At 64.8% G+C, this 25,907-nt stretch carries 21 protein-coding genes; 8 read left to right on the top strand and 13 right to left on the bottom strand.

Translation table 11 applies throughout. The annotated features are described in order from the left end of the window. Nucleotides 1–319: 319 nt before the first annotated feature. From tsf to GJ654_RS05520, 5 genes are all read right to left on the bottom strand, one after another. Nucleotides 320–1,246, bottom strand: a complete 927-nt coding sequence (gene tsf, locus GJ654_RS05500; protein WP_155445100.1) for a translation elongation factor Ts — start codon at nt 1,244–1,246, stop codon at nt 320–322. Between the two features lie 159 nt (nt 1,247–1,405). Continuing rightward, a complete protein-coding gene (locus GJ654_RS05505) occupies nt 1,406–2,407 on the bottom strand; it encodes a 30S ribosomal protein S2 (RefSeq protein ID WP_155445101.1) in 1,002 nt (333 codons plus the stop codon). A gap of 271 nt (nt 2,408–2,678) precedes the next feature. Beyond that, a complete protein-coding gene (dnaE, locus tag GJ654_RS05510; RefSeq protein ID WP_155445280.1) occupies nt 2,679–6,143 on the bottom strand; it encodes a DNA polymerase III subunit alpha in 3,465 nt (1,154 codons plus the stop codon). Between the two features lie 335 nt (nt 6,144–6,478). Next, on the bottom strand, nt 6,479–7,168 hold the full coding sequence (locus tag GJ654_RS05515) for an ABC transporter ATP-binding protein (RefSeq protein WP_155445102.1): 690 nt from the start codon (nt 7,166–7,168) through the stop codon (nt 6,479–6,481). Then, a complete protein-coding gene (locus GJ654_RS05520; protein WP_155445103.1) occupies nt 7,161–8,444 on the bottom strand; it encodes a lipoprotein-releasing ABC transporter permease subunit in 1,284 nt (427 codons plus the stop codon). The genes GJ654_RS05515 and GJ654_RS05520 overlap by 8 nt, the downstream gene beginning before the upstream one ends. 195 nt (nt 8,445–8,639) lie before the next feature. Between GJ654_RS05520 and GJ654_RS05525 the strand changes: the two genes are divergently transcribed. Next, complete coding sequence (locus GJ654_RS05525; RefSeq protein ID WP_155445104.1) at nt 8,640–9,515, top strand: hypothetical protein; 876 nt, start codon at nt 8,640–8,642, stop codon at nt 9,513–9,515. A gap of 144 nt (nt 9,516–9,659) precedes the next feature. Here GJ654_RS05525 and GJ654_RS05530 read toward each other — a convergent pair whose 3' ends face one another. Continuing rightward, entirely contained in the window at nt 9,660–10,955 is a 1,296-nt protein-coding gene (locus tag GJ654_RS05530) for an RsmB/NOP family class I SAM-dependent RNA methyltransferase (RefSeq protein WP_155445105.1), read from the bottom strand. A gap of 216 nt (nt 10,956–11,171) precedes the next feature. On the opposite strand from GJ654_RS05530, the gene GJ654_RS05535 reads away from it, so the two are divergent. Continuing rightward, the gene (locus GJ654_RS05535; RefSeq protein ID WP_155445106.1) at nt 11,172–11,480 is read left to right on the top strand and encodes a hypothetical protein; all 309 of its coding nucleotides are present in this window, start codon (nt 11,172–11,174) and stop codon (nt 11,478–11,480) included. Between the two features lie 74 nt (nt 11,481–11,554). On the opposite strand, the gene GJ654_RS05540 is transcribed toward GJ654_RS05535, so the two are convergent. Together GJ654_RS05540 and guaB are read right to left on the bottom strand one after the other, a co-directional pair. Beyond that, nucleotides 11,555–12,547: a glycosyltransferase gene (locus GJ654_RS05540; RefSeq protein ID WP_155445107.1), complete on the bottom strand. Its 993-nt coding sequence runs from the start codon at nt 12,545–12,547 to the stop codon at nt 11,555–11,557. 244 nt (nt 12,548–12,791) lie between these two features. After that, nucleotides 12,792–14,276 carry an IMP dehydrogenase gene (gene guaB, locus GJ654_RS05545; protein WP_264586119.1) on the bottom strand — a complete coding sequence of 495 codons (1,485 nt, stop codon included), beginning with the start codon at nt 14,274–14,276 and terminating at the stop codon, nt 12,792–12,794. Nucleotides 14,277–14,482: 206 nt separating this feature from the next. Between guaB and GJ654_RS05550 the strand changes: the two genes are divergently transcribed. The 5 genes from GJ654_RS05550 (at nt 14,483) to GJ654_RS05570 (ending at nt 18,413) form a co-directional block, all read left to right on the top strand. Continuing rightward, nucleotides 14,483–14,740 carry a CopG family ribbon-helix-helix protein gene (locus tag GJ654_RS05550; RefSeq protein WP_210350807.1) on the top strand — a complete coding sequence of 86 codons (258 nt, stop codon included), beginning with the start codon at nt 14,483–14,485 and terminating at the stop codon, nt 14,738–14,740. A gap of 6 nt (nt 14,741–14,746) precedes the next feature. Next, entirely contained in the window at nt 14,747–15,076 is a 330-nt protein-coding gene (locus GJ654_RS05555) for a type II toxin-antitoxin system RelE/ParE family toxin (RefSeq protein WP_155445110.1), read from the top strand. 139 nt (nt 15,077–15,215) lie between these two features. Further along, entirely contained in the window at nt 15,216–16,616 is a 1,401-nt protein-coding gene (locus GJ654_RS05560; protein ID WP_155445111.1) for a DHA2 family efflux MFS transporter permease subunit, read from the top strand. Nucleotides 16,617–16,755: 139 nt separating this feature from the next. Next, nucleotides 16,756–17,502: an outer membrane protein gene (locus tag GJ654_RS05565; RefSeq protein WP_196305442.1), complete on the top strand. Its 747-nt coding sequence runs from the start codon at nt 16,756–16,758 to the stop codon at nt 17,500–17,502. A 227-nt stretch (nt 17,503–17,729) separates the two neighbouring features. Next, on the top strand, nt 17,730–18,413 hold the full coding sequence (locus GJ654_RS05570; protein ID WP_155445113.1) for an outer membrane protein: 684 nt from the start codon (nt 17,730–17,732) through the stop codon (nt 18,411–18,413). A 156-nt stretch (nt 18,414–18,569) separates the two neighbouring features. Here the strand turns inward: GJ654_RS05570 and GJ654_RS05575 are convergent, their stop codons facing one another. Both GJ654_RS05575 and GJ654_RS05580 read right to left on the bottom strand, forming a co-directional pair. Continuing rightward, nucleotides 18,570–19,274, bottom strand: coding sequence for an RlmE family RNA methyltransferase (locus tag GJ654_RS05575; protein WP_155445114.1), 705 nt, complete (start codon nt 19,272–19,274; stop codon nt 18,570–18,572). 12 nt (nt 19,275–19,286) lie between these two features. Continuing rightward, a complete protein-coding gene (locus GJ654_RS05580; protein WP_264586132.1) occupies nt 19,287–20,315 on the bottom strand; it encodes a Ppx/GppA phosphatase family protein in 1,029 nt (342 codons plus the stop codon). A gap of 228 nt (nt 20,316–20,543) precedes the next feature. Between GJ654_RS05580 and GJ654_RS05585 the strand changes: the two genes are divergently transcribed. Then, nucleotides 20,544–20,696, top strand: a complete 153-nt coding sequence (locus GJ654_RS05585) for a DUF378 domain-containing protein (RefSeq protein WP_155445115.1) — start codon at nt 20,544–20,546, stop codon at nt 20,694–20,696. A 101-nt stretch (nt 20,697–20,797) separates the two neighbouring features. On the opposite strand, the gene GJ654_RS05590 is transcribed toward GJ654_RS05585, so the two are convergent. The 3 genes from GJ654_RS05590 to GJ654_RS05600 all read right to left on the bottom strand — a co-directional run bounded on the left by GJ654_RS05590 (nt 20,798) and on the right by GJ654_RS05600 (nt 25,679). Continuing rightward, on the bottom strand, nt 20,798–22,165 hold the full coding sequence (locus GJ654_RS05590; protein WP_155445116.1) for a sigma-54-dependent transcriptional regulator: 1,368 nt from the start codon (nt 22,163–22,165) through the stop codon (nt 20,798–20,800). Then, nucleotides 22,155–24,362, bottom strand: coding sequence for a sensor histidine kinase NtrY-like (locus GJ654_RS05595; RefSeq protein WP_155445117.1), 2,208 nt, complete (start codon nt 24,360–24,362; stop codon nt 22,155–22,157). The genes GJ654_RS05590 and GJ654_RS05595 overlap by 11 nt, the downstream gene beginning before the upstream one ends. Before the next feature lie 105 nt (nt 24,363–24,467). Continuing rightward, nucleotides 24,468–25,679: an NAD(P)/FAD-dependent oxidoreductase gene (locus tag GJ654_RS05600; protein WP_155445118.1), complete on the bottom strand. Its 1,212-nt coding sequence runs from the start codon at nt 25,677–25,679 to the stop codon at nt 24,468–24,470. Between the last annotated feature and the right edge of the window lie 228 nt (nt 25,680–25,907).

Consider the following 25,907-nt stretch of genomic DNA (forward strand, 5'->3'; position numbering starts at 1 on the left):
CACCTCTTTCGCCGCATCGCCTATTCGCGCGCCGAAGTCATGCGAACCCATCACGACGGATGCGCTGGATGATCCGCCAAAGCTCACGCCGCAACGGCCCGAGACCACAAGTAAAGATCAAGCGACTTGATTTAATTGAAAAAAGTTTCCGCCAAGCGGCGGGGACGGGTGTCGCGCCCCAGCAAAATCCGCTAACATGCCACTGCTGTCGCGGGCGCGGCGGCGTTCAGGACCCGTCCCAGCGCCGCTACACGCTGGGGCGGGTTTTCTCTTGCCGGGCCAGGCCCAGCGCAAGGCCGGGCGTGGCGCACGGAAAAAATTATGCGCCCGAGGCGGCCGCCGCGACTTCCGCCGCGAAATCGGCTTCCTGCTTCTCGATGCCCTCGCCGAGGCCGTAACGGACAAAACCCTTCAGCGCGACGGGCGCGCCGACGACCTTCGCCGCTTCTGCGACGGCCTGGGCCACCGTCTTGGCGCCGTCGTGGATGTACGCCTGCTCGACCAGCGTCACTTCCTTGAAATAGGTCTTCAGGCCGGACTCGACGATCTTTTCCAGCACATGGGCCGGCTTGCCGGCGTTCTTCTCGCGCAGCACGTTCTTCTCGCGCTCCAGCGTGGCCGGATCGACGCCGGTCGCATCCAGCGCCACCGGATTGGTCGCGGCGACATGCATGGCGATCTTGCGGCCGAGATCCGCAAGCGCGGACTTGTCGCCGGTCGATTCCAGCGCCACGAGCACGCCGATCTTGCCGAGGCCCTCGCCGATGGCGTTGTGCAGGTAATGGCCGACCACGCCGTCGCTCACCGACAGCATGGCGGCGCGGCGCAGCGTCATGTTCTCGCCGATGGTGGCGATGGCATTCGAAATGGCGTCGGCCACCGTGCCAGCGGCGCCCGGATAGTGCTGGCCCTTCAGCGTCTCGACGTCGACTTCGCCCTTCTCGGCGGCGACCAGCGCAATCGTCTTCACCAGCGCCTGGAACTCTTCGTTGCGGGCGACGAAGTCGGTTTCCGAGTTCACCTCCACCACCACGCCGGTCGTCCCGGACACGGCGATGCCGACCAGACCCTCGGCGGCGACGCGGTCGGATTTCTTCGCGGCCTTGGACAGGCCCTTCTTGCGCAGCCAGTCGATGGCGGCTTCGATGTCGCCGTCGACTTCATTGAGCGCCTGCTTGCAGTCCATCATGCCGGCGCCGGTCTTCTCGCGGAGATCCTTCACCAGGGCGGCGGTGATCGTGGCCATGAACGTCATCCTCTTGGGCTTGGCCTGCGAATCGCTCAAGCGTTCGCGGCCTATGGAAACGGGAGTTCGCAACAGTTCGGCGACAGAGCGCCTATCAAACAGACGGCGCGCCAGTTCGGGCGCGCCGCGAAAAACTTCGTCAGGGACGATCAGGAGGCCTCAGGCGGCGACCAGTTCGCGCGCCTGCTGCACCCAACCGGCGACGCGGCCGTTGAGCTTGAGGTCGGCGTCAACCTTGGCGGCGTCGGCTTCCGTCATGGCCGCGAACTGCCAATAGTGGTAGAGGCCGGCGTCGGCGAGCTTCTTCTCGACCTGCGGGCCGACGCCCGCGAGCTTCGACAGATCGTCCGGGGCGCCGCGCGGGGCGGACAGCAGCTCGAACACGTCGGCGGTTGACGCGATTTCGGCGTCGGCCGGCAGCTCCACGGCGACCGGGGCCTCGGCGGCGCCGATATCAAAACCGAGCGAGCCCTGGCTGCGGGAAATGCCGTCGAGCGCGGCGCGGGCGATCAGGTCGCAATAGAGCGCGATGGCGCGGCCGGCGTCGTCATTGCCCGGGATCGGATAGGTGATGCCGTCCGGATCGCAATTGGTGTCGAGGATGGCCGCGACCGGGATGTTGAGGCGCGCCGCTTCCTTGATCGCCAGCTGCTCCTTGTTGGTGTCGATGACGAAGATCAGGTCCGGGACGCCGCCCATGTCCTTGATGCCGCCGAGAGCCTTTTCCAGCTTGTCGCGCTCGCGCGACATCATCAGGCGCTCTTTCTTGGTGAGGCCGGAGGCGCCGGAGTTGAGCTGGTCGTCGATTTTCCGCAGACGCGCAATGGAAGCCGAGATGGTTTTCCAGTTGGTCAGCATGCCGCCGAGCCAGCGGGCGTTGATGTAGTACTGGGCGGAGCGCTTGGCGGCGTCGGCGATCTGCTCCTGGGCCTGGCGCTTGGTGCCGACGAACAGCACGCGGCCGCCCTTGGCGACGGTGTCGGAGACCGCCTTCAGCGCCTGGTGCAGCAGCGGCACGGTCTGGGCGAGGTCGATGACGTGGATGTTGTTACGCACGCCGAAAATGAAGGGGGCCATTTTCGGGTTCCAGCGGTGAGCCTGGTGGCCGAAATGAGCGCCGGACTCGAGCAGGCCGCGCATGGTGAAATCGGGAAGCGCCATGACAAAATTCTCCGGTTGAGCCGCCGCGAAGTTTTGGCTTCAGTTTTTGTTGAAGCCACCGGAGCGAACCTTGGAACAGGCCGCCGTCCTTCGCGTGTGGATTGGAGGGGCCGCTTTATATCAGGGCGGAAGACTTGGCAAGCCCGTCGCGCAAGCGGCCGGCCTGCCCGGCGCGAGCGACCGCGCCATTTGGTCCATGCGCGCTGCGCCAAGGCGACGATCGACGCCGGCGCGAAACGCATCGGTCCGCCAGCCGGAGGCCGCCTGAAAGCTAAACCAGCTCCACCTCGGCCACGCCGGGCAAGCTCTTGATCGCGTTGGAAACCGCCGGGTTGATCGGATATTTGCCCGGCAGCTTGACCTCCACCTCCCGCTCATCCTCGTCGAGCCGCAGCAGCAACGTAACTTCGCCTTCCGGCTTGCCCTTCAGCCGCTCCGCCAGAATCGGCAGCGCCGCGCCGTCGCGCAAAGCGATTCGCAACCCCTTCTGAATCCGCGCCGCCGCCTCGTCGAGTTTTTCCACCAGGGTGATGCGCGCGCGCACATCCTCGCCTTCAAGCCGCGCATCCAGCGTCACCAGCACACACGCCCCTTTTTCCAAGAGTTCGCGGAACTGGTTCAAACCCTCCTGGAACATGATGGCCTCGTACTGGCCGGAGGCGTCGGACAGGGTGACGATGCCCATCTTGTTGCCGGATTTTGTCCTGCGCTCGGTGCGGTCGAGCACGGTGGCGGCGAGTCGGTCCGCCGACGCCCCCTGCTTCACCGCGCGGGCAAAACTCGCCCAGTTGCGCACCCGCAGTTTTTGCAACACCGCCTGATAGGAATCGAGCGGGTGGCCCGAGAGAAAAAAGCCGATCGAATCGAACTCGCGTTTCAGCCGTTCTTCCGCCGACCAATTGTCCCACTTGCCCAGACGCAGCGGCTCCGGCTCGCCGCCGCCGAACAGAGCGTTCTGCCCTGCCCGCGCCTCGTCCTGCGCCAGATTGGCGTGCGCAAGCACCTTTTCCATCGACACGAACGCCTTTGAGCGGTCGCGCTCCAGCTCATCGTAAGCCCCCGCCGCCGCCAGGCTCTCCAAGACTTTCTTGTTGACCTCGCGCGGGTTCAGCCGCTGCGCCATTTCCGCGAGGCTGACGAATCGTTTCGCTCCCCGCGCGGCGACAAGCGCCCCCGCCTGCCCCTCGCCCACGCCTTTCACGGCGGACAAGGCATAGCGAATCGTCAGCGCCCCCTCCGAATCGGCATGAACCTCGAAATCGACCCCGGAGTCGTTGATCGACGGCGGCTCGACCTTGACGCCAAGCCTCAGACACTCATTGCGAAATTCCGCGAGCTTGTCGGTGTTGCTCTTGTCGAGCGTCATCGACGCCGCCATGAATTCGACGGGGTAATTGGCCTTGCACCAAGCGGTCTGGTAGGCGACCAGCGCATAAGCCGCCGCATGGCTCTTGTTGAACCCGTAGTCGGCGAATTTCGCCAGCAAATCAAAAATCTCGTCGGCCTTGGCCTTGTCCAGCCCGCCCGCGACCGCGCCGTCGACAAAACGTTCGCGCTGCTTGTCCATCTCCGCCTTGATCTTCTTGCCCATGGCGCGGCGGAGCATGTCGGCCTCGCCGAGCGAATAGCCGGACAGGATCTGCGCGATCTGCATCACCTGTTCCTGGTAGATGATGACCCCAAACGTCTCCTTCAGCACGCATTCGATCTTGGGGTGGATGTAGTCGGCGTCTTCTTCCCCCAGTTTCACCGCGCAATAGGTGGGGATGTTGGCCATGGGACCGGGACGATACAGCGCGACCAGCGCGATAATGTCTTCAAAACGGTCGGCGCGCATTTCGGTCAGGGCCTTGCGCATGCCCACGCTTTCCAGCTGGAACACGCCGACCGTCTCGCCGCGCCCGAGCATTTCGAACGTTTTCGTATCGTCGAGCGGGATTTTGGAAAGATCGACCTCGATACCGCGCAGCTTCAGCAGGTTCACGCAGGTCGACAGCGTGGTCAGCGTCTTCAGTCCCAAAAAGTCGAATTTCACCAGCCCCGCCGGCTCCACCCATTTCATGTTGAACTGGGTGGCCGGCATTTCGGATTTCGGGTCCTGGTAGAGCGGCACCAACTGGTCGAGCGGCCGGTCGCCGATGACGATGCCCGCCGCATGGGTCGAGGCGTTGGAGTAAAGGCCCTCAAGCTTTTCGGCGATCTCCAAAAGCTTGGCGACCTTGGAATCGCGCTCCGCCTCCTCCTGCAGGCGCGGCTCCGAGTCGATCGCCTGTTTCAGCGACACCGGCGCCGCCGGATTTTGCGGCACCATTTTGGCGAGCTTGTCCACCTGTCCCAGCGGCATTTCGAGCACGCGACCAACGTTGCGCAGCACGCCGCGCGCCAAAAACGAGCCAAACGTGATGATCTGCGCCACGCGATCCGCGCCATAGCGGCGGCGGACATAGGCGATCACCTCGTCGCGGCGGGTCTGACAAAAGTCGATGTCGAAATCCGGCATGGACACGCGTTCGGGATTCAAAAACCGCTCGAACAGCAAGGAAAAACGCATCGGATCGAGGTCGGTGATGGTCAGCGCATAGGCGACCAGCGAGCCCGCGCCCGAGCCGCGCCCGGGCCCCACGGGAATCCCCTGCGATTTCGCCCATTTGATGAAGTCCGAGACGATGAGAAAATATCCGGGAAACTTCATCTTCTCGATGATCGACAGCTCGAATTCGAGCCGCTTGTCATAATCTTCGAGCGTCTGGCCCGGCGCGGGGCCGTGGGCGTCGAGTCGCGCCCTCAAACCCGCCATGGCCTGCGCGCGCAGTTCGGCGGCCTCATCCGTCCCTTCGGTGAAATTCGGCAGGATCGGCGCGCGGGTTTTCGGCCGAAAGGCGCAGCGCAGCGCGATTTCCACCGTGTTGCGGGTCGCCTCGGGAATGTCGGCGAATTTTTCCAGCATTTCGGCGCGGGTGGTGAAGCGATGCTCGGGTGTCAGTTTTCGGCGGTTGTCATCGGAAACCATCGCGCCCTCGGCGATGCACAGCAGCGCGTCATGGGCGTCATGGTCGGATTTTGCGGCAAAATAGGGCTCGTTGGTCGCGACCAGCGGCAGATGGCGGCGATAGGCGATGTCGAGCAGCAGCGGCTCGACCTGCTTTTCCAGCTCCGTCCCGTGGCGCTGAAGCTCGACATAGAGGCGCTGCGGAAAAATTTCGACGAGGGCGTCGAGCCGGGTCTCGGCGCCGGCATCCTTGTGCAGGGCGAGCGCGCGGTCCAGCGGGCCGGAGGGGCCGCCGGTGAGCGCAATCAAACCGTTGTTCGAACAGCGCAATTGCGCGAGCGTCACATGGGCGGCGTCACCGGGGTCCACCCCGGTCCAGGCGGCGGACACCAGTTTCATCAGGTTGAGATAGCCGGCCTCGTCCATGGCCAGCAGCACCAGATTGCCCAGCGAGGCGTCGCCCGCCAGCGGCTCGCCGGGGACGCGAAGCGATTCGGCGTCGGCGAAATCCACCGCGAGTTGCACGCCGGCGATCGGCTGAAGCCCGTCCTTGGACGCCTTTTCCGAAAACTCCAGAGCGCCGAACAGATTGTTGGTGTCGGTCACCGCCAGCGCCGGCTGGCCGTCGGCGGCGGCCAGTTTCAGCAACTTGGCCAGCGGCAGCGCCCCCTCGCGCAGCGAGAACGAGGTGTGGACGTGGAGATGGACGAAGCCAACCTGGTCGATCAAATCAGGGATTTGAAGCATCATGGCTTGTCCTTCTCGCGAAGCTTCAGGTTGTGCCCCGCCCCGCCGCGCGGCGCGGAAAACGGCTCGGGACGCGGCAGGTGATCAAAGTTTTTTGTTCTCGTTCCATTGCGCTTGCGTTCCATGAAATATTGCGCGCGAAGTATTTTTTTTTTCAAAGACCAGGACAAGCCGCAAATTCATGCGCTTGTGATGAATCGGCCCTGTGGATAAATGCCCGTTTTCTGTGGACGGACGCATGGCAAAGCTTGGGGTAGGGTTACTGAAAATCCAGTCCCTTGGCGGCGCATTTTCTCGGAATGAAACACTCCGCGGTTTGGGCATAAGTTGCGCCTTTACTCAAGCTCAACCAGCAGTCCATTGCGCAAGGTCCAGCGCCTGTCCATCCGCGCGGCCAGATCGAGATTGTGCGTTGCGATCACGGCGGCGAGTCCGGTCGCGCGCACCAGCGTCATCAAGGCCGAAAACACTTTTTCGGCGGTCTGCGGATCGAGATTGCCGGTCGGCTCGTCCGCCAGCAGCAGCGCCGGCGCATTGGCCACCGCGCGCGCGATGGCGACTCGCTGCTGCTCGCCGCCGGACAGTTCGGAGGGGCGATGATTGGCGCGCGCGCCGAGGCCCAGATAGTCCAGCAGTTCATAGGCCCGCTCGCGCGCCTCGCGCTTGGTCAAACCGGCGATCAACTGCGGCGTCATCACGTTTTCCAGCGCGGTGAATTCCGGCAGCAGGTGATGAAACTGGTAAACAAAACCGATCTTGTCGCGCCGCAGCGCGGTGCGGGCGCGATCGTCGAGTTCCGACGCGGCCTCTCCGTCGATGGCGACAACGCCGCCGTCGGGCCGCTCCAGCAATCCGGCGATGTGCAGCAGGGTGGATTTTCCGGCGCCGGAGGGGGCGACCAGCGCGACCGCCTGCCCCGCCCACAGCATGCCGTCGACGCCGCGCAAGATTTCGAGGAAACCGTCGCCCTCGGGATAGCGGCGGGTGACGCCGGTGAGGGCGAGGACCGGAAGGGACTCATTCATTGCGCAGGGCCTCAACGGGATCGAGCCGCGCCGCCCGCCACGCGGGATAGATGGTGGCGACGAAGGACAGGCCGAGCGTGAGCAGGGCGACGCCGACCACTTCCTTCTTCTCCACCACGGTCGGCAATTGCGACAGGCCGAAATAATACTGCGCCGGGAACAGGTTCAAGCTGAAAGCGCGGTTGAGGAACTGGCGGACGTCGTCGAGATGCAGGGCGAGCGGCACGCCAATGGCCACGCCGAGGGTCACGCCGACCAGGCCGATGGCGACGCCGGTGAGAATGAAGATGCGCAGCACCGCGCCGCGCGACGCCCCCATGGTGCGCAGGATGGCGATCTCGCGGGTCTTGTCCTTCACCAGCAGCACCAGCCCCTGCACGATCAGCAGCGAGGCCACGGCGACGATGATGCTGAGAATGAGGAAAATGGCGTCGCTCTCGACCTTGAGCACGTCGAAAAAGCCCTTGTTGCGCTGGCGCCAGTCGGTGAGGATGTTGGGGCGCTCGATGGTTTGTTCGATCTTCATGCGCACTTCGTCCATATGCGCGGGATCGTCGACAAACCCCTGGATGACGCTGACCTCGCCGGGCTTGTTGAAGAAAGCCTGCGCCTCCTCCAACGGCAGGTAAACAAACAGCTGGTCGAAGTCGGACAGGCCGAACTGGAAGATGGCCTTGACCGGATAGGCCTTCATGCGCGGCGTGACGCCGAACGGCGTTTGCGCGCCCTTGGCGGTGAGGATGGACACGGTGTCGCCGACGCGCACGCCGAGATTGTCGGCCATGCGCTGGCCGATGGCGATACCGACGGCCGAATCGAAATTCTCAAGCGTGCCCTGGCGCACATTGCCGGCCATGCCGGGCAGGCGCTTCAGGTCGTCGCCGGAGACGCCGCGCACCAGCGCGCCGGTCTGCTGGGTCGGCGAGGAAATGCCGGCCGGGCTCTCGACCATGGGGATGGCGCGCTTGACGCCCGGAATTTTTTCAAGTTGCGCCGCCACCTCCTTGTAGTCGGTCATCGGCGTGTCGATCGGTTGCAGGAAGAAATGGCCGTTGCCGCCGATGATCTTGCTCATCAGCTCGACGCGCATGCCGTTCATCACCGCCATGACGACGATCAGCGCCATCACGCCGACGGTGATGCCGGTGACGGACAGGCCGGCGATGGCGGACGGCAGGAAACGATGCTTGCGCGCCCGCATGTAGCGCAAGGCGAGCATGCGCTCATAGGCGCCGAAAGGCTTGGCCCCGTGGTGTCTGTTCAGCAGCGAGATCATCGCGCTCCGGTTTCTTCAGCTTTGCGCGAGTTAGGCGTGAATTGCGGGCAAAAGAAGACCTTTTGTGCGCGATTCGGCTGTTCGCCACAATGCCGGAAAACCTTTAGCGTTTTATACGGGCTTTTTAGGCTTTTCCCCAAGCGGGCGGCAACTTGACCTTGCGACAATGGCTTACGACCGAAACGGAGCCAGAGCATGTCCAACGTCCGCCTGCAGGAAATCGCGCTGCTGCCGCTCGACCAGCGCGCCGCGCATATCGCGCGGCTGTTCGCGGAAGGCGGCGAGCCGCCCGCCCCGCGCGCGCCGGCGAAGCGCGGGCGTGTCGAAAGGCTTACGCGCGCTCTCGCTGAATGGGCGCATCCAAGCCGGCTGCCTCTCGCCGTCACCGCCCTCGCCGTCCTCGCGGGCAAAACCCTGTTCGGCGCCGAGCCCCGCGGCCGCGCGCCTCAACGGGCCGACGGATTTTGCGGCCTCACGCCGATTCCGGACGCGGAGGCGGCGCTCGACCTTTATGCCCAGGGTCTCTATTTCGAGGCTGTTCCGGGCCTCGCCTCGCTGTGGTCGCCGCCCCGGCGCGCCATCGTGCGGGCGCTTCGCCTGTCCGGATGCGCTGATCCGCGCGAGGGGGAAGTGCGGCTCGACTGCGATTTCGAGCGCCTGCTCGACCTTTGCGACGCTCAAGGCGCCAGCGCCGGCCGCCGTCCGCCGGGCCGGACCCATTTGAGCGAGCTGTTCGGCCGCGGTCTCGCCCATGCGTTGGAAATGCGCGACGGCGAGGAGACGCGCGCTGCGATCATCGGCGTCGCCGTGGGCGGCGTCTTCACCGTGGAGTGCTTTTTCGCCGCAAATCGCGAAGCCTTCGCCAGCGCGGTGGCGGAACTGGGCCGGCGCCTGGAGGACCTGCATTTTCTGGCGATGGATTTTCGCGCGCCGTCGCCGCATCTCGACGGCCTGCCGATTGAATCGATGGAACAACAGGATTTTGTCGCCCTGCTGGCGGAGCCGGGCGGCGCGCGCCCGGGCCGCTGGCGCGCCGGGGACTCCGCGCGCTCGGCGCAACAAGCGGCGTGACGGGCGCCCTCCTTCTCCCCATAGCCCGTCTTGAGACGGGCGTTCTGACGAACGCCCTACGGCGGGAGAAGGTGTCGCGCGAAGCGCGACGGATGAGGGGTTCATCCCTCACCCACACAGCGACGCGCAACGGCCAGCGCCCCTTCACGCCCTTCTGAGCAGCGCCGCGACATAAAACCCGTCGACATCGTGGCGCGCCGGGGTCAGCCGCAGGCCGGGACCATGGGGCGACGCCGCGTCGTCCAGCCCTTCGAGTCCGGCCAGCCGCAGGCTGTCGGCGGCGCTTTCGCAGGAAAAATCCGGGTTGTTCGACAGGAAGGCCGCGACCCTGTCCTCGTTTTCCTCGCACAGCAGCGAGCAGGTGACATAGACGAGCCGCCCTCCGGGCCCGACAAACCGCGACCCTTTCGCCAAAACCTCGTCCTGCGCCGCCTGGCGCTGCTCCAGCGCGCCGGGGCGCATCCGCCATTTGGCGTCGGGATTGCGCCGCCAGGTGCCGACCCCGGTGCAAGGCGCGTCCACGACGACCAGATCGCAGGCGCCTGCGAGGTCGGCGACCGGATCGTTTTTTCCGCGCGGCGCCCGAACGACCACGTTTCTCGCGCCCGACCGCTCCAGGCGCGGAAAGATCGGGGTCAGGCGGCGGCCGTCGGAATCGGTCGCAAAAACCTCGCCGCGATTGTCCATCGTCGCCGCGAGCGCCAGGGCCTTGCCACCCCCGCCCGCGCACAGGTCCAGAACTTTTTCGCCGGGGGCGGCGCGGCACAGGGCGGCGGCGAGTTGCGAGCCCTCGTCCTGAATCTCGATCATGCCGCGCGCATAGGCCGGCTCGGCGTCGAGCGCGGCGCCGCGTCCGGCCGCCCCCTGCGGGATGCGCAGGCCGAAGGGGGCATAGCGGCAGGTCTGCGCGCCCAAATGTTCGAGTTCGACCAGCATTTCGGGCCGCGTCGCCTTGAGCGCGTTGACGCGCAGGTCGAGCGGCGCGCGCGTGGCCAGCGCCGCGCCCTGCGCGACCGCGTCGTCGCCGAAGGCGCGGCAAAAATGCGGCCCGAGCCATTCGGGATAATCGCCCAGAACCCAGTCGGGCGCGCCCTCGAGGTTTTGTGCGGCGAGATTTTGGCGTTCCTCCGCGCTCAGCGGCGCGGGCGCGTGGCCGATTCCGGAAAAATGGCCTTCGATCTCTTCGGCGCTCATGTCTCGCGCGTAAACCAGCGCGCCGATCATGTCGCCACGAGGGCTTTCGGATTTCATCAGAAAGCGGGCGGAGGCGCGGCGGCGCAGCGCGTCATAGACCAGCGAGGCGATGGCGGCGCGATCCTTGGAGCCGGCGAACCGGTGCGACAGCCCCCAGTCCTTCAGCGCGTCGGAGGCCGGACGACGGCGGCTTTCCAGATCGGCCAGAACTTCGATGGCGGCGGATATGCGGGCGGAAGGATGCATGCGGAATTTCACTCTCGCGGTTTGGCAGCGCTCGTCTTTTCACGAAGCCGGGAGTCGCGCAACGCCCGTCCGCCGCCCATTAAACAACGTGTTGATCATGTTAGGTTTGTTCAGCCGGCCTCCGTAACAATACGCCTTGCCTAGAGCGCGGCGGGGACGCAGACTGAACATTGGAGGGCTTACCTCCGCTTTTCGCGCTTCGAAGGGAGTTGCCCGATGCGTCTCATTCGTTTTTTGCTGCTCGCCGTGATGATCGGCGTGGCGGCGCCAACACTCACATCGGAGCCAGCCAAGGCCGCCCCGGTCGCCGGCTCGATTCTCGGCAAGCAGACCCTCGCGCCCGATCTGACCGAAAAAGCCCGTGTCTATTGTTACAATCGCTACACCGGCCGTTTCCTGCACTGGGGCCCCTGCCACCGCCGGCACTATCGGCCGCACCATTATTATTACCGGCCTTATTATCGGCCCTACCGCCATTACTATCGGCCGCATCGTCACTACTATCACCGCCATTATTATTGGTGAGCGGCTGAGCAGCGAGACGGCCCGAATTTTCGAGCGCCGCCGGACCTCCGGCGGCGTTTGCATTGGAAGTGGAGTCACGCGTTCCAGGGCAGCAGGTCGACGCTCTTGTCGGTCAGCCAGGGCGGGCTCGCGTTCAGCTTGCCGCCGTTGAGGATGATCTCGTATTTTTCGACATAGCCGCGCGCCATATTCATCGCATTATAGGTGTCGCGCGCATATTCGTGGCAGCGGCGGGGTTCGAAGGCGTTTTCGGCCACGGCGCGGGCCAGTTCCGACGCGGAAGCCGAGAGGAAGCCGAATTCGCCGCCGACCAATTCCTTCAGCGAGCCATAGGGCGTTCCGAACACCGGGCAGCCGAAATACAGGCTTTCGGTGATCGCCAGGCCAAACGGTTCGGGAAAGCGCACCGGGTGGATGAGCCCGCGCGACCCGTTCATCAACGCGAATTTTTTCGCGCCGCCCACCTGGCCATTGAACCCAATGCTCGGCCACGGCGTGAAGCGAAAGCCGCGCTTAAAATTCAGCCGGTGGCCGCCGAGCACCTCAAGGCGCACGTTTGCAGCGCGGGCGACGTCGATGGCGCCGCGCACGTTCTTGTCGGGGCCGGAGGCCTTGCCGAGGAAGTGGTAATAGGTGCGGGGGCGTTTGAGGTCGATCGGCCCGTAATCGTCCCAATCGAGGCCATTGTGGACGAATTGGTCGGAATTGTGCCGCGCCGCCTGGTCCCGTGTGATGAAGCAGGTGTTGAGATAGCGGTGCGTCGGCGCCGTGGTGGCGTTGCCGTGCTCCGTCATGATGTAGGGCATGTCGAAATCGTTGTCGGCGTCGAAATCCGGCAAGGTCTGGACGTGAACAATGTCGACGCCGCGCGGAATCTGCTCCTTCAGCGATTTATTGCGGTCGAGCGGCAGCACCTCGGCGAAATCGCATTTCGAGCCGCATTTCAGCAGGAACGTGACCTTGTGGCCGAGTCGGGTCAGCGCCTTGCCGAGGCTCCACACCATCCGCTCCGTGCCCCCGGCCGTGAAGACGGGAAGGCGGGCCTTGTGAACGAGAAGCACGTGCATGGCGAAATCCGGATGCTGAAAAAGTGAGGGCTTTGCGCTTTCCCCAGTCCGTCATGCCCGGGCTTGTCCCGGGCATCCACGCCGACCCGCGAGGTCAAGTCCTACCGCGGCTGCGGCGCCGCGGGAATGGCCGGGACAAGCCCGGCGCCCGCAGGGGACGGGATTGAATTGCGCGGACGCCGCCGCCGGGAATGGCGACGCGCCCAAGGCGCAATTCGTTCCTGTCCCCGATTCCTTTCACTCCTCACAGCCCCGTGGGATAATTCGGGCTCTCGCGGGTGATGGCGACGTCGTGGACATGGCTTTCGCGCAGGCCCGCGCCGGTGATCCGGACAAACCGGGCTTTTTGCTGGAATTCCGCAATGCTGGGCGCGCCGACATAGCCCATGGCCGCGCGCAGACCGCCCGCGAGCTGGTGCAGGATCGGCCCGACCGGACCGCGATAGGGCACCTGCCCCTCGATGCCCTCGGGCACAAGTTTCAGCGCATCGCGCACGTCCTGCTGGAAATAGCGGTCGGCAGAGCCGCGCGCCATCGCGCCGACGGAGCCCATGCCGCGATAGCTCTTGAAGGAGCGGCCCTGGTACAAAAACACTTCGCCGGGCGCCTCCTCGGTGCCGGCGAGCAGCGAACCGATCATGACGACATCGGCGCCGGCGGCGATGGCTTTTGCCAGATCGCCGGAATATTTGATGCCGCCGTCGGCGATCACCGGAACGCCCGCCTTTTTCGCTTCGCTGGCGGCCTCCATCACGGCGGTGAGCTGCGGCACGCCGACACCCGCGACAATGCGGGTGGTGCAGATCGAGCCCGGGCCGATGCCGACCTTGATGGCGTCGGCGCCGGCGTCGATCAGGGCCTTGGCCCCCTCGGCGGTGGCGATGTTGCCGGCGATCACGCCCACGCTGTTGGAAATCTTCTTGATGCGCGTGACCTGGTCGAGCACGCTTTGCGAATGGCCGTGCGCGGTGTCGATGACGACGCAGTCCACGCCCGCGTCGATGAGCATTTCGGCCCGCTCAAAACCCTTGTCGCCGACGGTGGAGGCGGCGGCGACGCGCAGGCGTCCGGCCTCGTCCTTGGCGGCCTCGGGGTGCTGGGTGGCCTTTTCCATGTCTTTCACGGTGACGAGGCCGACGCAGCGATAGTCATCGTCGACCACCAGCAGTTTTTCGATGCGGTGCTGGTGCAGGAGGCGGCGCGCCTCGTCCTTGGATGACCCTTCGCGCGTGGTGATGAGCTGCTTGGTCATCAACTCGTAAACCGGCTGCGCCGGATTTTCGGCGAAGCGCACGTCGCGGTTGGTGAGAATGCCGACCAGTTTGCCCGGCCGCCCTTCCGGCCCGCGCTCGACCACGGGAATGCCGGAGATGGAATGACGGCTCATCAGGGCGAGCGCGTCGGCCAGGGTTTCGTCCGGGAAAATGGTGATGGGATTGACCACCATGCCGCTTTCATAGCGCTTCACCTTGCGCACTTCCTCGGCCTGCAATTCGGGATCGAGGTTGCGGTGGATGACGCCGAGGCCGCCGGCCTGCGCCATGGCGATGGCGAGCCGCGCTTCGGTGACCGTGTCCATGGCGGAGGAAATGATCGGCAGGTTGAGCAGAACCCCGCGCGTCAGCCGGGTCTGGATGGTCACGCCCGACGGCATGACTTCCGAATGCCCCGGACGCAGCAGCACGTCATCAAAAGTCAGGGCTTCGGTCAGAACGGGGATTTGGGTCAAGGCCAGCTCCGGAATTGGACGCCAAACGCGGAAAAGCGCGGCGGCGGCGGTTGAGGTGAGTTGGCGGGTGCTCTTAGCATCTCATCCCGCGCAAACCAATAGAATTTGGCGCGGACGCCGCGGCTTTAATCGCAAGGCCCACGAATTTGACACCATTCAAGGGCTGATGACATTGTAAGACACGCGCTCACAGTCGGACCATGCCGATGCCCACGACCTCGCTCACGACCCGCCTCGATCAGGAATTGAAGACCGAACTCGAACAGATCGCTCGTTTCGACAAGAGGTCGGTCTCGTTCATGACCAACCAGGCGATTCGCAATCTGGTGGAGGAGCGCCGGGCAAGCCGCGACCTGATCAGGACCGGGCTGGCGCTCATGGAAAACAATATCGAGGGCGTTTCCAGCGACGCCGTTCACGATTGGCTTCTGTCCGACGAAGACGCTCCGTTTCCAAAAGTTTGATGGCGGATGGCGCTCAAATATCTTCCGACCGCGGCGCATGGCCTCAAGTGGATGCGCCGGTATTATCGGGAAAATCCGCAGCTCGATATCAAGGCCGCATCCGCCGCCTTGAAGCGCGCGGAGCAAACTCTGGCCGAATTCCCGTTTTCCGGCGAGCGCTACGAGGATTTCGAGACCGTGCGCGAACACCGGATTTCTGGAACGTCGTTTTCGCTTCTGTACACAGTGTCGGCGGAAACGATAATGATCATCGACCTACGCGATGTGCGGGGCAACCGCAGCGCGGAAGCGCTGCGTGAATTCAACAAGACCGTGCGCCGCGAGAACAGCCTTTAATCCGAGGTCGCCCTGCGATCTCAAGCGCTTTCACGTTTCATGAAAACAGGAAAGCGCTTCCAGGTTTTTGTTTTCACGCGTTGTCTTCACGCGAATCGGCATTTGCCTCGCTTGAAAACGCTCTCGCCAACGGACTCCCTTGCGCCCTTTCGTCACGCCGCTGATCGTCGCCTGCGCCCTGTTCATGGAGAATCTGGACTCGACCATCGTGTCCACCTCCCTGCCCGCCATCGCCGCCGACCTGCACCAGGACCCGATCGCGCTCAAACTGTCGATGACCTCCTACCTGCTGGCGCAGGCGGTGTTGATTCCCGCGTCGGGCTGGGCGGCGGACCGGTTCGGCGCCCGCACGGTTTTTCGCGCGGCGATTCTCGTCTTCACCATCGGCTCGATTCTCTGCGGCCTGTCGAGCACCCTGTCGCAGTTCGTCGCGGCGCGAATCGTCCAGGGCTGCGGCGGCGCGATGATGGCCCCGGTCGGGCGACTCGCCCTGATGCGCTCGGTCGAGCGCAGCGAACTGGTGCGCGCGCTCGCCTGGCTCACCATTCCCGCCCTGATCGGCCCCATGCTCGGCCCCCCGGTCGGCGGCTTCATCTCCACCTATTTTCATTGGCGCTGGAATTTCTGGATCAACGTTCCCATCGGCCTCGCCGGCATGGTGCTGGTCAGCCTGTACATCGGCGAGTTTCGCGAGAAGAACCCCGCCCCGTTCGATGCGCGCGGCTTCATGCTGTCCGCCGTGAGCCTGTCCAGCCTGATCTTCGGCCTCACCGTCCTGGGGCGCGGCTTCGTTCCGCTTCCCGGCGCCGGCGCGCTGATCCTGTTCGGTCTTGTCGGACTCCTCTTCTATGTCCGCCACGCCCGCACGGCGACGAATCCGATTCTCGACCTGAACCTGTTCAGGGTTCCCACCTACCGCGCCAGCGTGATCGGCGGCTCGCTGTTCCGAATCGGCGTCGGCGCCACACCTTTCCTGCTGCCGCTGATGCTGCAACTGGGATTCGGGATGACGCCGTTCGAATCGGGGCTGACCACGTTCGTCGCCACGGCGGGAGCGCTGATCATGAAGGCGACGGCCGCGAGCGTGCTGCAAAAATTCGGATTTCGCGACGTGCTGCTGGTCAATGGCGTGCTGTCGAGCCTGTCGCTCGCGGCGATAGGCCTGTTTGGGCCGGACTCGCCGCACGCGCTGTTGATGGCGGCGCTGTTCGTCGGCGGATTTTTCCGCTCTCTGCAATTCACCGCGATGAACGCCCTCGCCTACGCGGACATCGCGCCGGCGCAACTGAGCAAGGCCACCAGTTTCTACGCCGTGGCGCAGCAACTCGCCCTTTCGGCTGGCGTCACCGTCGCGGCGGCGGCGCTGGAAATCGCGCGCGACTTATCGGGCGGAGCCTTGGGCGCGGAGCAGTTTCCGCCCGCCTTTTTCGCCGTGGCGCTGGTATCGGCGGCGGCGCTGCTGGCGTTTCTGCCGCTGCGTGGAGACGCCGGCGCAGATATGTCCGGCCACGCAGAGAATATTAAGGATGATGCGACATGATCGTGTGGCGTTCGCGCAACACCACCCCGAAATCAACGGGGGCGCTCGAGACTCCGCTAGGCATGCGCATCAGCAGAGCGTAGTTTCAGGCAAGTTCAATGGACTGACGCTGTCAGCCTCAATAAGTGGAAACCTTGTCATGTTGAAAAAGATCGTTCCTGCGTTCGCCGCGATCATGATCGCCGCTCCCGCGCTCGCCGCTGACCTGCCTTCGCGCAAGGAAGCTCCCGTCTACATCGCCCCGGTTCCCATGTTCTCCTGGACCGGCTTCTACATCGGCGCCGACATCGGCGGCGGCTGGAGCGAACTGAACGCCAAGCCTTATGATGTGTTCGGCAACAACCTCGGCTCTTTCAACACCAGCTCCGCTGGCGTGGTTGGCGGCGGCCGCATCGGCTATAACTACCAGTTCAACCAGTTCATCATCGGCGTCGAAGGCGACTTCTACGGCACCGGCATCGGCAAGACCGTTTATTATCCGGCGATCGACTCGTCGGTGAAGACCAACCAGGATTGGCTGGCCTCGGTCAACGGCGTCGCCGGCTTCGCCATCGACCGCACCATGCTCTATGTCATCGGCGGTGTGGCTTGGGCCGGCACCTCGGCGACCTGGACGCCGGGCGCGACTTGGGCCGTCAACACCCCGAGCTACAGCGTCAATCACACCTACACCGGCTACGACATCGGCGGCGGCGTGCAGTATGCCTTCACCCCGAACTGGATCGGTCGCGTCGAATATCGCCACTACGGCTTCGGCTCCTGGAACTATCCGTCCAACTACCTGGCTCAGCGCACCGGCGCGACCCTCAACAACAACATCTTCACCGTCGGCGCGAGCTACAAGTTCGGCGGCCCGGTGGCGGCTCCGGTCGTCGCCAAGTACTGAGTTCGTCTCAGTCTGACAGACAGACACAATCGTCCGCGACCCTCCGGGGTCGCGGACTTTTTTTGCGCCCGCGAAAGCTGATTCACCCCTCAGATTTTGTGTCACCAAATGGTCACACCTCCAGGGAATCCGTGAAACCGCACACGACCACGTCTAGGTCTTGGTCAGACTCAAGTGTATGTTAAGCGTAAGTAGAGTATCGCAACGCTATTCACGGAACCTTCGTTATGCTGAAACGTCTCGCTCCCGCCCTCGCCGCTTTGGCCATGGCCGCTCCGGCTATCGCCGGCGACCTTCCCAGCGTGAAGGACGCCCCGCTTCCTCCGCCGGTCGTGTTCCCCTATGATTGGACCGGCGTCTACGTCGGTGCGGATCTCGGCGGCGCTTGGTCGCAGAGCCAGTATAGCGTCGGCGGCCTCAACACCAATCTCTACGGCGCGTCGGTGATGGGCGGCGGTTTCGCCGGCTTCAACCGCCAGATCGGCAGCTTCGTGCTCGGCATCGAAGGCGACGTGCAAGGCCTGGGCATCGACAAGAGCCAAGGCCTCGTGAACGTTAAGCAGAACCTGCTCGCCGCGGTCAACGGCCGTCTCGGCTTCGCCTTCGACCACTTCCTGGTCTACGCCATCGGCGGCGTCGCCTTCTCCGACACGCGCTACACGGACTACCGTGGCGTCGGCAACTTCACCAACGCCAACGTTGGCTACGACGTCGGCGGCGGTCTCGAGTACGCCTTCATGCCGAACTGGACCGTTCGCGGCGAATATCGCTACTACAACTTCGGCACGGCGGACTCGACCACCCTTCGCTCCGTGAACTTCGGCTTCCAGCAGTCCAACAACACGGCCCGCGTCGGCGTCGCCTACAAGTTCAGCCCGCCGGCTCCGGCGGCGGTCGTCGCCAAGTACTGAGCCAAGCTCAGTCAAGCGAAACGCATCGACTTCGTCCGCGACCCCCCGGGGTCGCGGATTTTTTGTTGAAGTGTTGGCCTGATACGGTTTCCGCAAGATCGCTCCGCGATCCGCGAAAACGTTTGATGAGGTTTTCAGCGAAGCTCGGACATGCGCTCAACGCGCGCCGCGAAAGCCGGTGGCGAGCACGTAGAGTTCGGACGAATCGGCCCGGCTCGCCTGCGGCTTGACGTGGCGGACGAGGGCGAAATCGCGCTTGAGCTGGGTGACCAACTCGCCGGTTTCCCCGCCCTGGAACAGCTTGCAGAGAAAATACCCGCCGGGCGCCAAAACGTCGCCGGCGAAAGCCACCGCGAGTTCGGCGAGATGGACGATTCGCAGGTGGTCGGTGCGCTTGTGCCCGGTGGTGTTGGCGGCCATGTCCGAAATCACGCCATCGGCCTCGCCGCCGAGCATGGTTTTCAGGAGGTCCGGCGTCTCATCGGCCAGAAAATCCTGCACGGCGAATTCAACGCCGGGAATCGGCTCGATGTCGAGCAGGTCGATGCCGACGACCTTGCCCTTGCCGTCCGCCGATTTCACCTTTTTCGCCGCCACCTGCGACCATCCGCCCGGCGCCGCGCCGAGATCGACGATTTTTTGCCCCGGCTTGAGCAAATGGTATTTTTCGTCGATCTCGATCAGCTTGAAGGCCGCGCGGGATCTCAAACCCTCGCGCTTGGCGCGGGCGACATAGGGATCGTTGAGCTGGCGCTGCAACCAAAGTGTTGACGCCAAAGTGCGCTTGCGCGCGGTTTTCACGCGGATTTTCAGGCCCCGGCCGCCCTCGCCGCCCGAACCGCCGCCGGATGATTTTGTCAAAGTGAGATTCCGTCAGGCAAAACTCTTGTCCGCCCGCATCAACTCCAGAAGCATGCCTTCGCGCAACCCCCTGTCGGCGATGCGGATTCGTTCGGAGGGGAAACAGCGGCGGATGCCCTCGAGAATCGCGCAACCGGCCAGCACCAGATCGGCGCGATCCGGCCCGATGCAGGCGTTCCGCGCCCGTTCTGAATAGGACATGCCGCGCAACCTGTTCATCACCGTGTCGATCTCGGCATGGGACATCCAGAGGCCGTCGACGCGGCGCCGGTCATAGCGCGCGAGATTGAGGTGGACGCCGGCCAGCGTGGTGACGGTGCCGGAGGTGCCGAGCAGATGGAATCGGCCGCAGCGCTCCTCTTTGGATGAGCGCGCGTGAAAATGCTGCAATTCCGAAACGACCAGCTCGGTCATCGCCGTGAACTGCTTGAAACTGACTTCGGCGCCGCCGAATTTCTCCGCCAGCGTGACCACGCCGAGTTGGAGCGAGGTCCAGTGCCGCACCTGGCCGTCCGATTGTCCATCCTTTGCGGCGCGCCCGGGCGAAAGCCAGACGATTTCCGAGGAGCCGCCGCCGATATCGAACAGCAGCACGCTCTTGGCGGCGGTATCGGCCAGCGCCGCGCATCCGGCCGCGGCGAGGCGGGCCTCGGTCTCCCGGCTGATGATCTCCAGCTCAAGCCCGGTCTGCGCGCGCACGCGCGCGACGAATTCCGCGCCGTTTTCGGCGGCGCGGCAGGCCTCGGTGGCGATCAGCCGGGCGCGCGCGACATCGCGCGCCGCCATCTTGTCGCGGCACACCAGCAGCGCGTCGATGGTGCGGATGATCGCGGCTTCCGACAGCCGCCCGCTCTGCGCAAGACCTTCGCCAAGCCGGACGATTCGGGAAAAGGCGTCGACGATGCGGAAGGATTCGGCGCCCGTGTCGCGGATCGGCCGGGCGACCAGCAGGCGGCAATTGTTGGTGCCGAGGTCGAGCGCGGCATAAACCCCTTTCCGCGCCTCGTTGGAAGCGGCGTCGCCGCGGCGGGTCAGGCGCACCGCCGTCCCGCCAACGAAGCTTTCCGCTTCTGTCGCGCCCAAGGATGTCAAACCTCTCTCCCCCCACGCGCCCTTGCAATGAGCGCAATCTTTAACTTCATACCATATGCCGCGAACTCCGCGCCCGACAAGATTTTTTCGCGGCGCTCCCGGCCGGCCCGTCGAACAAAGTCCGGGCACGTCCCGCTGTCTGTGCGCCGCGGCGCAGCGGAGCCCCCTCTTAAAGCATTGAACCAGATCACCATCGTGGGCGGCCTGAACCGGGCGCTGGAAGCCCTGGCCGATGCCAATTTCGTGACGGGAATCGCGTCGTTTTTCGAACGCGCGCAAAACGCGGTCTCCAGGCTGATCGATGCGATCGTCGTCCTGTCGGCGGTCTAAGCGATCGCGCCGCTGTCGCAGGCTTTTTCGGTCGGCGAAGTTCCCGCCGAGCGCGGCCGGTACTGACTCCGTCCCGCCCGAGCACAGCCGCGCCGGGCCACTCAGTCGATCGCCAGCGACTTCAACTTGCGATGCAACGCCGACCGCTCCATGCCGATAAATTCGGCCGTGCGCGAAATATTGCCGCCGAACCGGTTGATCTGCGCCACCAGATATTCGCGTTCGAAGACTTCGCGGGCCTCGCGCAACGGCAGGCCCATCAACTTTTCGCCGCCGGTTCCGGCGGGCGTGGACGGCACCAGCGCGCCGATCTCCTGCGGCAGCATTTCCGCCGTGATTTCGGCCTCCGGCTCGCCGCCGGTGAGAATCATCAGCCGCTCCACATTGTTGCGCAGCTGGCGAATATTGCCCGGCCAGTCGTGGGATTGCAGCACCGCCATGGCGTCCTCGGCGATGCGGCGCTTGGGCAGACCGGAATTGGCGGCGAGCTGGTCCATGAAGAAGGTGATCAGTTCGGGAATGTCCTCGCGCCGTTCGGACAGCGAGGGCACGCGGATCGGCACCACCGACAGGCGATGAAAAAGGTCCTCGCGAAAAGCCCCTTCCGCGATCAGGCGCGGCAGGTCGCGCGCGGAGGACGAGATCACGCGCACATCGACATGGACCCGGGTCGTCCCCTCGACGCGGGTAAAATTCTGGTCCACGAGCACGCGCAAGATCTTGGCCTGGGTGTCGCGCGGCATGTCGGCGACCTCGTCGATGTAGAGCGTGCCGCCGTGCGCCTCCTCCAGCGCGCCCGTCTTGCGCGGGCGGCCGTCGCGGGCCTCGACGCCGAACAGCTCGGTCTCCATGGTCTCGGCGGCGATGGCGGCGGCGTTGATGACGACGAAGGGTCCGTTGGCCCGCCCCGAAGCCGCGTGAATGGCGCGGGCGGCCAGCTCCTTGCCCACGCCCGGCGCGCCGGCGATGAGGATGCGGGAATTGGCCGGCGCCACCTTTTCGATGAGCTGGCGCAGGTGCTGCAAGGCCGCCGAATGGCCCGACAGCGTGGTCACCGCCGCGCTGCGGGCCTTGAGTTCATTGACCTCCCGCTTCAGCCGCGAATTTTCCAGCGCCCGTTCCGCCACCAGCACGAGCCGGTCGGCCTTGAACGGCTTTTCGATGAAATCATAGGCGCCCTGGCGGATCGCCGTGACCGCCGTCTCGATATTGCCGTGGCCCGAGATCATGACGATGGGCAGGGTTTCGTGGTGGCGCTTGACGTTCTCCAGCAATTGCAGCCCGTCGAGTTTCGACCCCTGCATCCAGATGTCCAAAAAGATCATCGAGGGGCGGCGCGCCTCGATGGCGGACAGGGCCTCGTCCGAATTGCGCGCCGTGCGCGTCGAATAGCCCTCGTCCTGCAGGATTCCGGAGACGAGTTCGCGAATGTCCGCTTCGTCGTCAACGATCAGAATGTCATGCGCCATGGTTCACCTGGCTGGGCTTGTGTACGGGGAAGTGCAGGCGCACCAGCGCGCCCTGCCCCGAGGTCGCGTCGAGCAGCTCGATGCCGCCGCCGTGGTCCTCGAAAATTTTTTGCACGATGGGCAGGCCGAGGCCGGTGCCCTCCTTGCGCGTGGTCATGTAAGGCTCAAGCAGGCGCGCCCGGTTTTCGCGTGGAAAACCTTTGCCGTTGTCCTCGACGTCGATGATCGCCTGTCCCTCCTCCAAACGCAGGCTGACGATGATTCTTGGCGGGCGATCCTCCATCTCCGTGGCGGCTATGCCCTCGGTGGCGTTCTTCACCACATTGGTCAGCGCCTGCGAGATCAGCCGCCGGTCGAAGCGCATCCTCTGCGATCCCTCGGGCAAATCGTCGACGATCTCGATGTCCGGGTGCCCCACCCGCATCAGGAACAGCACCTGTTCGATGCAGGCGCGCAAATCGTCGTCCTGCAATTGCGCCTTGGGCATGCGCGAGAACGACGAGAATTCGTCCACCATGCGCTTGATGTCGTCGACCTGGCGGATGATCGTGTCGGTGCACTGATCGAAAATATCCTTGTCGTTGACGATCACCCGTCCGTATTTGCGCTTGAGCCGCTCGGCCGAAAGCTGGATGGGGGTCAGCGGGTTCTTGATTTCGTGGGCGATGCGCCGGGCGACATCGGCCCAGGCGGAGGTGCGCTGCGCCGTGACCAGATCGGTCATGTCGTCGAGCGTGGCGACAAATGTGCGTTCGCCGCGATTGAGCGGCCCCGGCGCGACGCGGACATTGTAGATGCGCTCGCGACCGGCGCGGGTCATCTGCATCTGTTTTTGCGTGAGCCGGGCGTGGCCGCCGCGCGCTTCATCGAGAATCGGCTCCAGCTCCGGCATGATCTCAGCCACCGGTTTGCCAACCCCCTCCTCGTCGCCGATCAGATCGCGCGCGGAGGGATTGGCCACGGTGAGATCGCCGCGCGCGCCCACGCCGAGCACCGCCACCGGCACGCCGGACAGCACGGCCTCGGTGAACAGCCGGCGCTCGTCCAGCATATGGTTGGCGGCGATCAGACGATTTTGCTGCAACCGCAGCTCGGTGGTCATCTTATTAAAAGTTTCGCCGAGATGGGCGAGGTCGCCCTCCGCCGCGCGCACCGGCACCTGCACGTAGAAATTGCCTGCGGTCACCTGGTCGGTCGCGGCGATCAGGCGGCGGATCGGCGCGACCAGAAGGTTTGTAAAGGCGAGGCCCAGCCACACCGCCGACAGCAGCAATATGGCGGCGAGCAGGCCGAACATGATGGCGAAGGTGAGCTGCAAATTGTGGCGGTGCGCCTCGAAGACGCCGAACAGGTCGACCAGAGCCTTGGCCTGCTTGGGGAACTCGATGGTGAACGGATTGATGGGACGGCTGGCGTAGAGGAACACGTCGGAAAAGGCCGGCAGCGGCCGCAGGGCGACGAAATTGCGGCCCTCGTTGGGAATCAGGCACAGCGGCTCGTTCTTGGCGGCGTCGTCGAAATCGGCGGGCTGCGGTTTGACGATCGGGTCGGGGCGCCCGCTCGCCACATCGGCCTGCTCGACGATGGTTCCGTCGCGTTTGATCAGCGCGGCGGCGGTGAACCCCAAAAATTTCGCGCGGGAGGAGAAGAACTCTTTGAACAGGCCCCGGTCGGCGTCGAACATCGGCTTGCCACGGTCGAGGTCGCCGGCGGTCAGCTGCGCCTCCTGCAACAGCGACCGGCACTGGTCCTCCTTGAACAGGTCGGCGGCTTCGGTCGCGCCGCCAATGAAACCGCGCACATCGCGCATGAAGGCGGGATTCAGCGTCCTGTCGAGCGTCACCGAGCCGACGATGGCCATGGACAAAGCGGGGACTGCGGCGATCACCGCGAACAGCGCGACGATGCGGATGTGCAGGCCGGCGGCGGCGGTTTTCGCCCGCCAGGCGCGCACCAGAATCGCGGTCTCGAAGGCGACCAGCAGCACCAGCAGCAGCAGGACGGCGAAATCGACCAGAAAGAGAATTGTGACCTTCTCGTCGGTCGGCGTGATCGGAGTCAGGCCGGCGAAGATCAGGAAGGACGCGACCGCGCAGAAGATGGCGAAGGCGACGATGAAGGGCCCAAGTCGCGGCAGCAGGCGGCGCTCGCGCCGGCGCTGCTTGCGCATCTCCTCCCTGTCGCCCTTCCCGATCATTCCGCCCGCGAATCCTCTTCGTCACAAGCAATAGCCGAGGCTCCGATACGTGGCAATAATGCAACGCTGTTGCTTGATTGCGACAGGATCAGGGCAAAAAAAAGATCAACGCAACAAGGATTTCAACTCGACGGTGGCGTCGGCGATCTGGTCGGGCGCCGGCGACAGGCCGGCGTCGAGCAACCGGCGCGCAAGGAGGTGGTCGCCCGGGCGGTTGACCGATTCGACCGACACCAGCGTTTCGCCGCAATAGTTGAACAGCGAAAAGGCGTGCTCGCCCTGGGACCGGGCGATCTGGCGATCCATGCCCCCGGAGAGGCCCGCCATCTGCAATTTCACGTCATGCTGGTCCGACCAGAACCACGGCGTGGCGACAAAAGGTTTTGAGCGCCCCATCAGGGCGGCGGCGGCGGCCTTGCCCTGCTCCACGGCGTTCTGCACGCTTTCGAGCCGCAGCATCACCCCGTCCTCGCGCCTGAACACCGTGCAATCGCCGGCCGCGACCACATTTCGAACGGACGTGCGGGCGCAGGCGTCGACGATAATCCCCCGGTCGCAGGCGACGCCCGCAGCAGCGGCTGTGGCGTCATTGGCGCTGGCGCCGATGCCGAACACCACCAGATCCGCTTTGAACACGCCGCCATCGGCGAGCGTCACGGCGCTGACCGCGTCGGACCCCTCAAGTCCGGCGACTTGCGCGCCAAAATGCAGCTCCACGCCTTTGGCGCGGTGCATGTCGGCGAAATATTCCGAAATTCTTGGCGTCACGGCGCGGGCCATGAGGCGGTCCTGCGCCTCCAGCACCACGGCCTCCACGCCTTTTTTTCGCGCGGCGGCGGCGACTTCCAGGCCGATGAACCCGCCGCCGACCACGACCACCCGCTTGGCCATGCCGAGCCGGGCGGAAATCTCGCGGGCGTCCTTCAGCCCGCGCAGCACGCAGACGCCGGGCAGATCGGCGCCTTTGAGTTTCGGCAGACGGGCGCTGGCGCCGGTGGCGAAGGCGAGGCCGGTCCACTCCAGCGTTTCGCCCTCCGCCAGGGTCACTTGCCGCGCGCCGAGATCCACCTGGGCGACGTGCGCGCCGAGCCGCAGGTCGATCCCCTTGGCGGCGAAGAAATCCGGGCCGCGCAGGGTGAGTTTGTCGGTGGCGGTCTCGCCGGCGAGCCAGGCTTTTGACAGGGGCGGCCGCTGGTAGGGCGCGACCCCTTCCTCGCCGAGCAGCAGGATTTCGCCTTCAAACTGTTCCGCCCGCAGGCTTTCCGCGATTTGCAGCCCCGCCTGCCCCGCGCCGATGATGATGATCCGCTCGCCCATGCGCAAAACCCTTGTTCAACACCACGAACGTCATGACCGGGCTTGTCCCGGGCATCCACGCCGCCATGGAGAGCTCGATTCGGCTGGGCTTCGGAGACGATTCGTCCCGTTCGGCGCCGCCGAGGCGATGTCCTGGCGTGGATGCCCGGGACAAGCCCGGGCATGACGGGGCGCGGGGCTCAGATTTCTCCTACCGTATCGCGGGCTTAAGCGCAAAATCGGCTAGGC

Source organism: Rhodoblastus acidophilus (genome assembly GCF_009720655.1).
Taxonomy (GTDB): Bacteria; Pseudomonadota; Alphaproteobacteria; order Rhizobiales; family Beijerinckiaceae; genus Rhodoblastus; species Rhodoblastus acidophilus_A.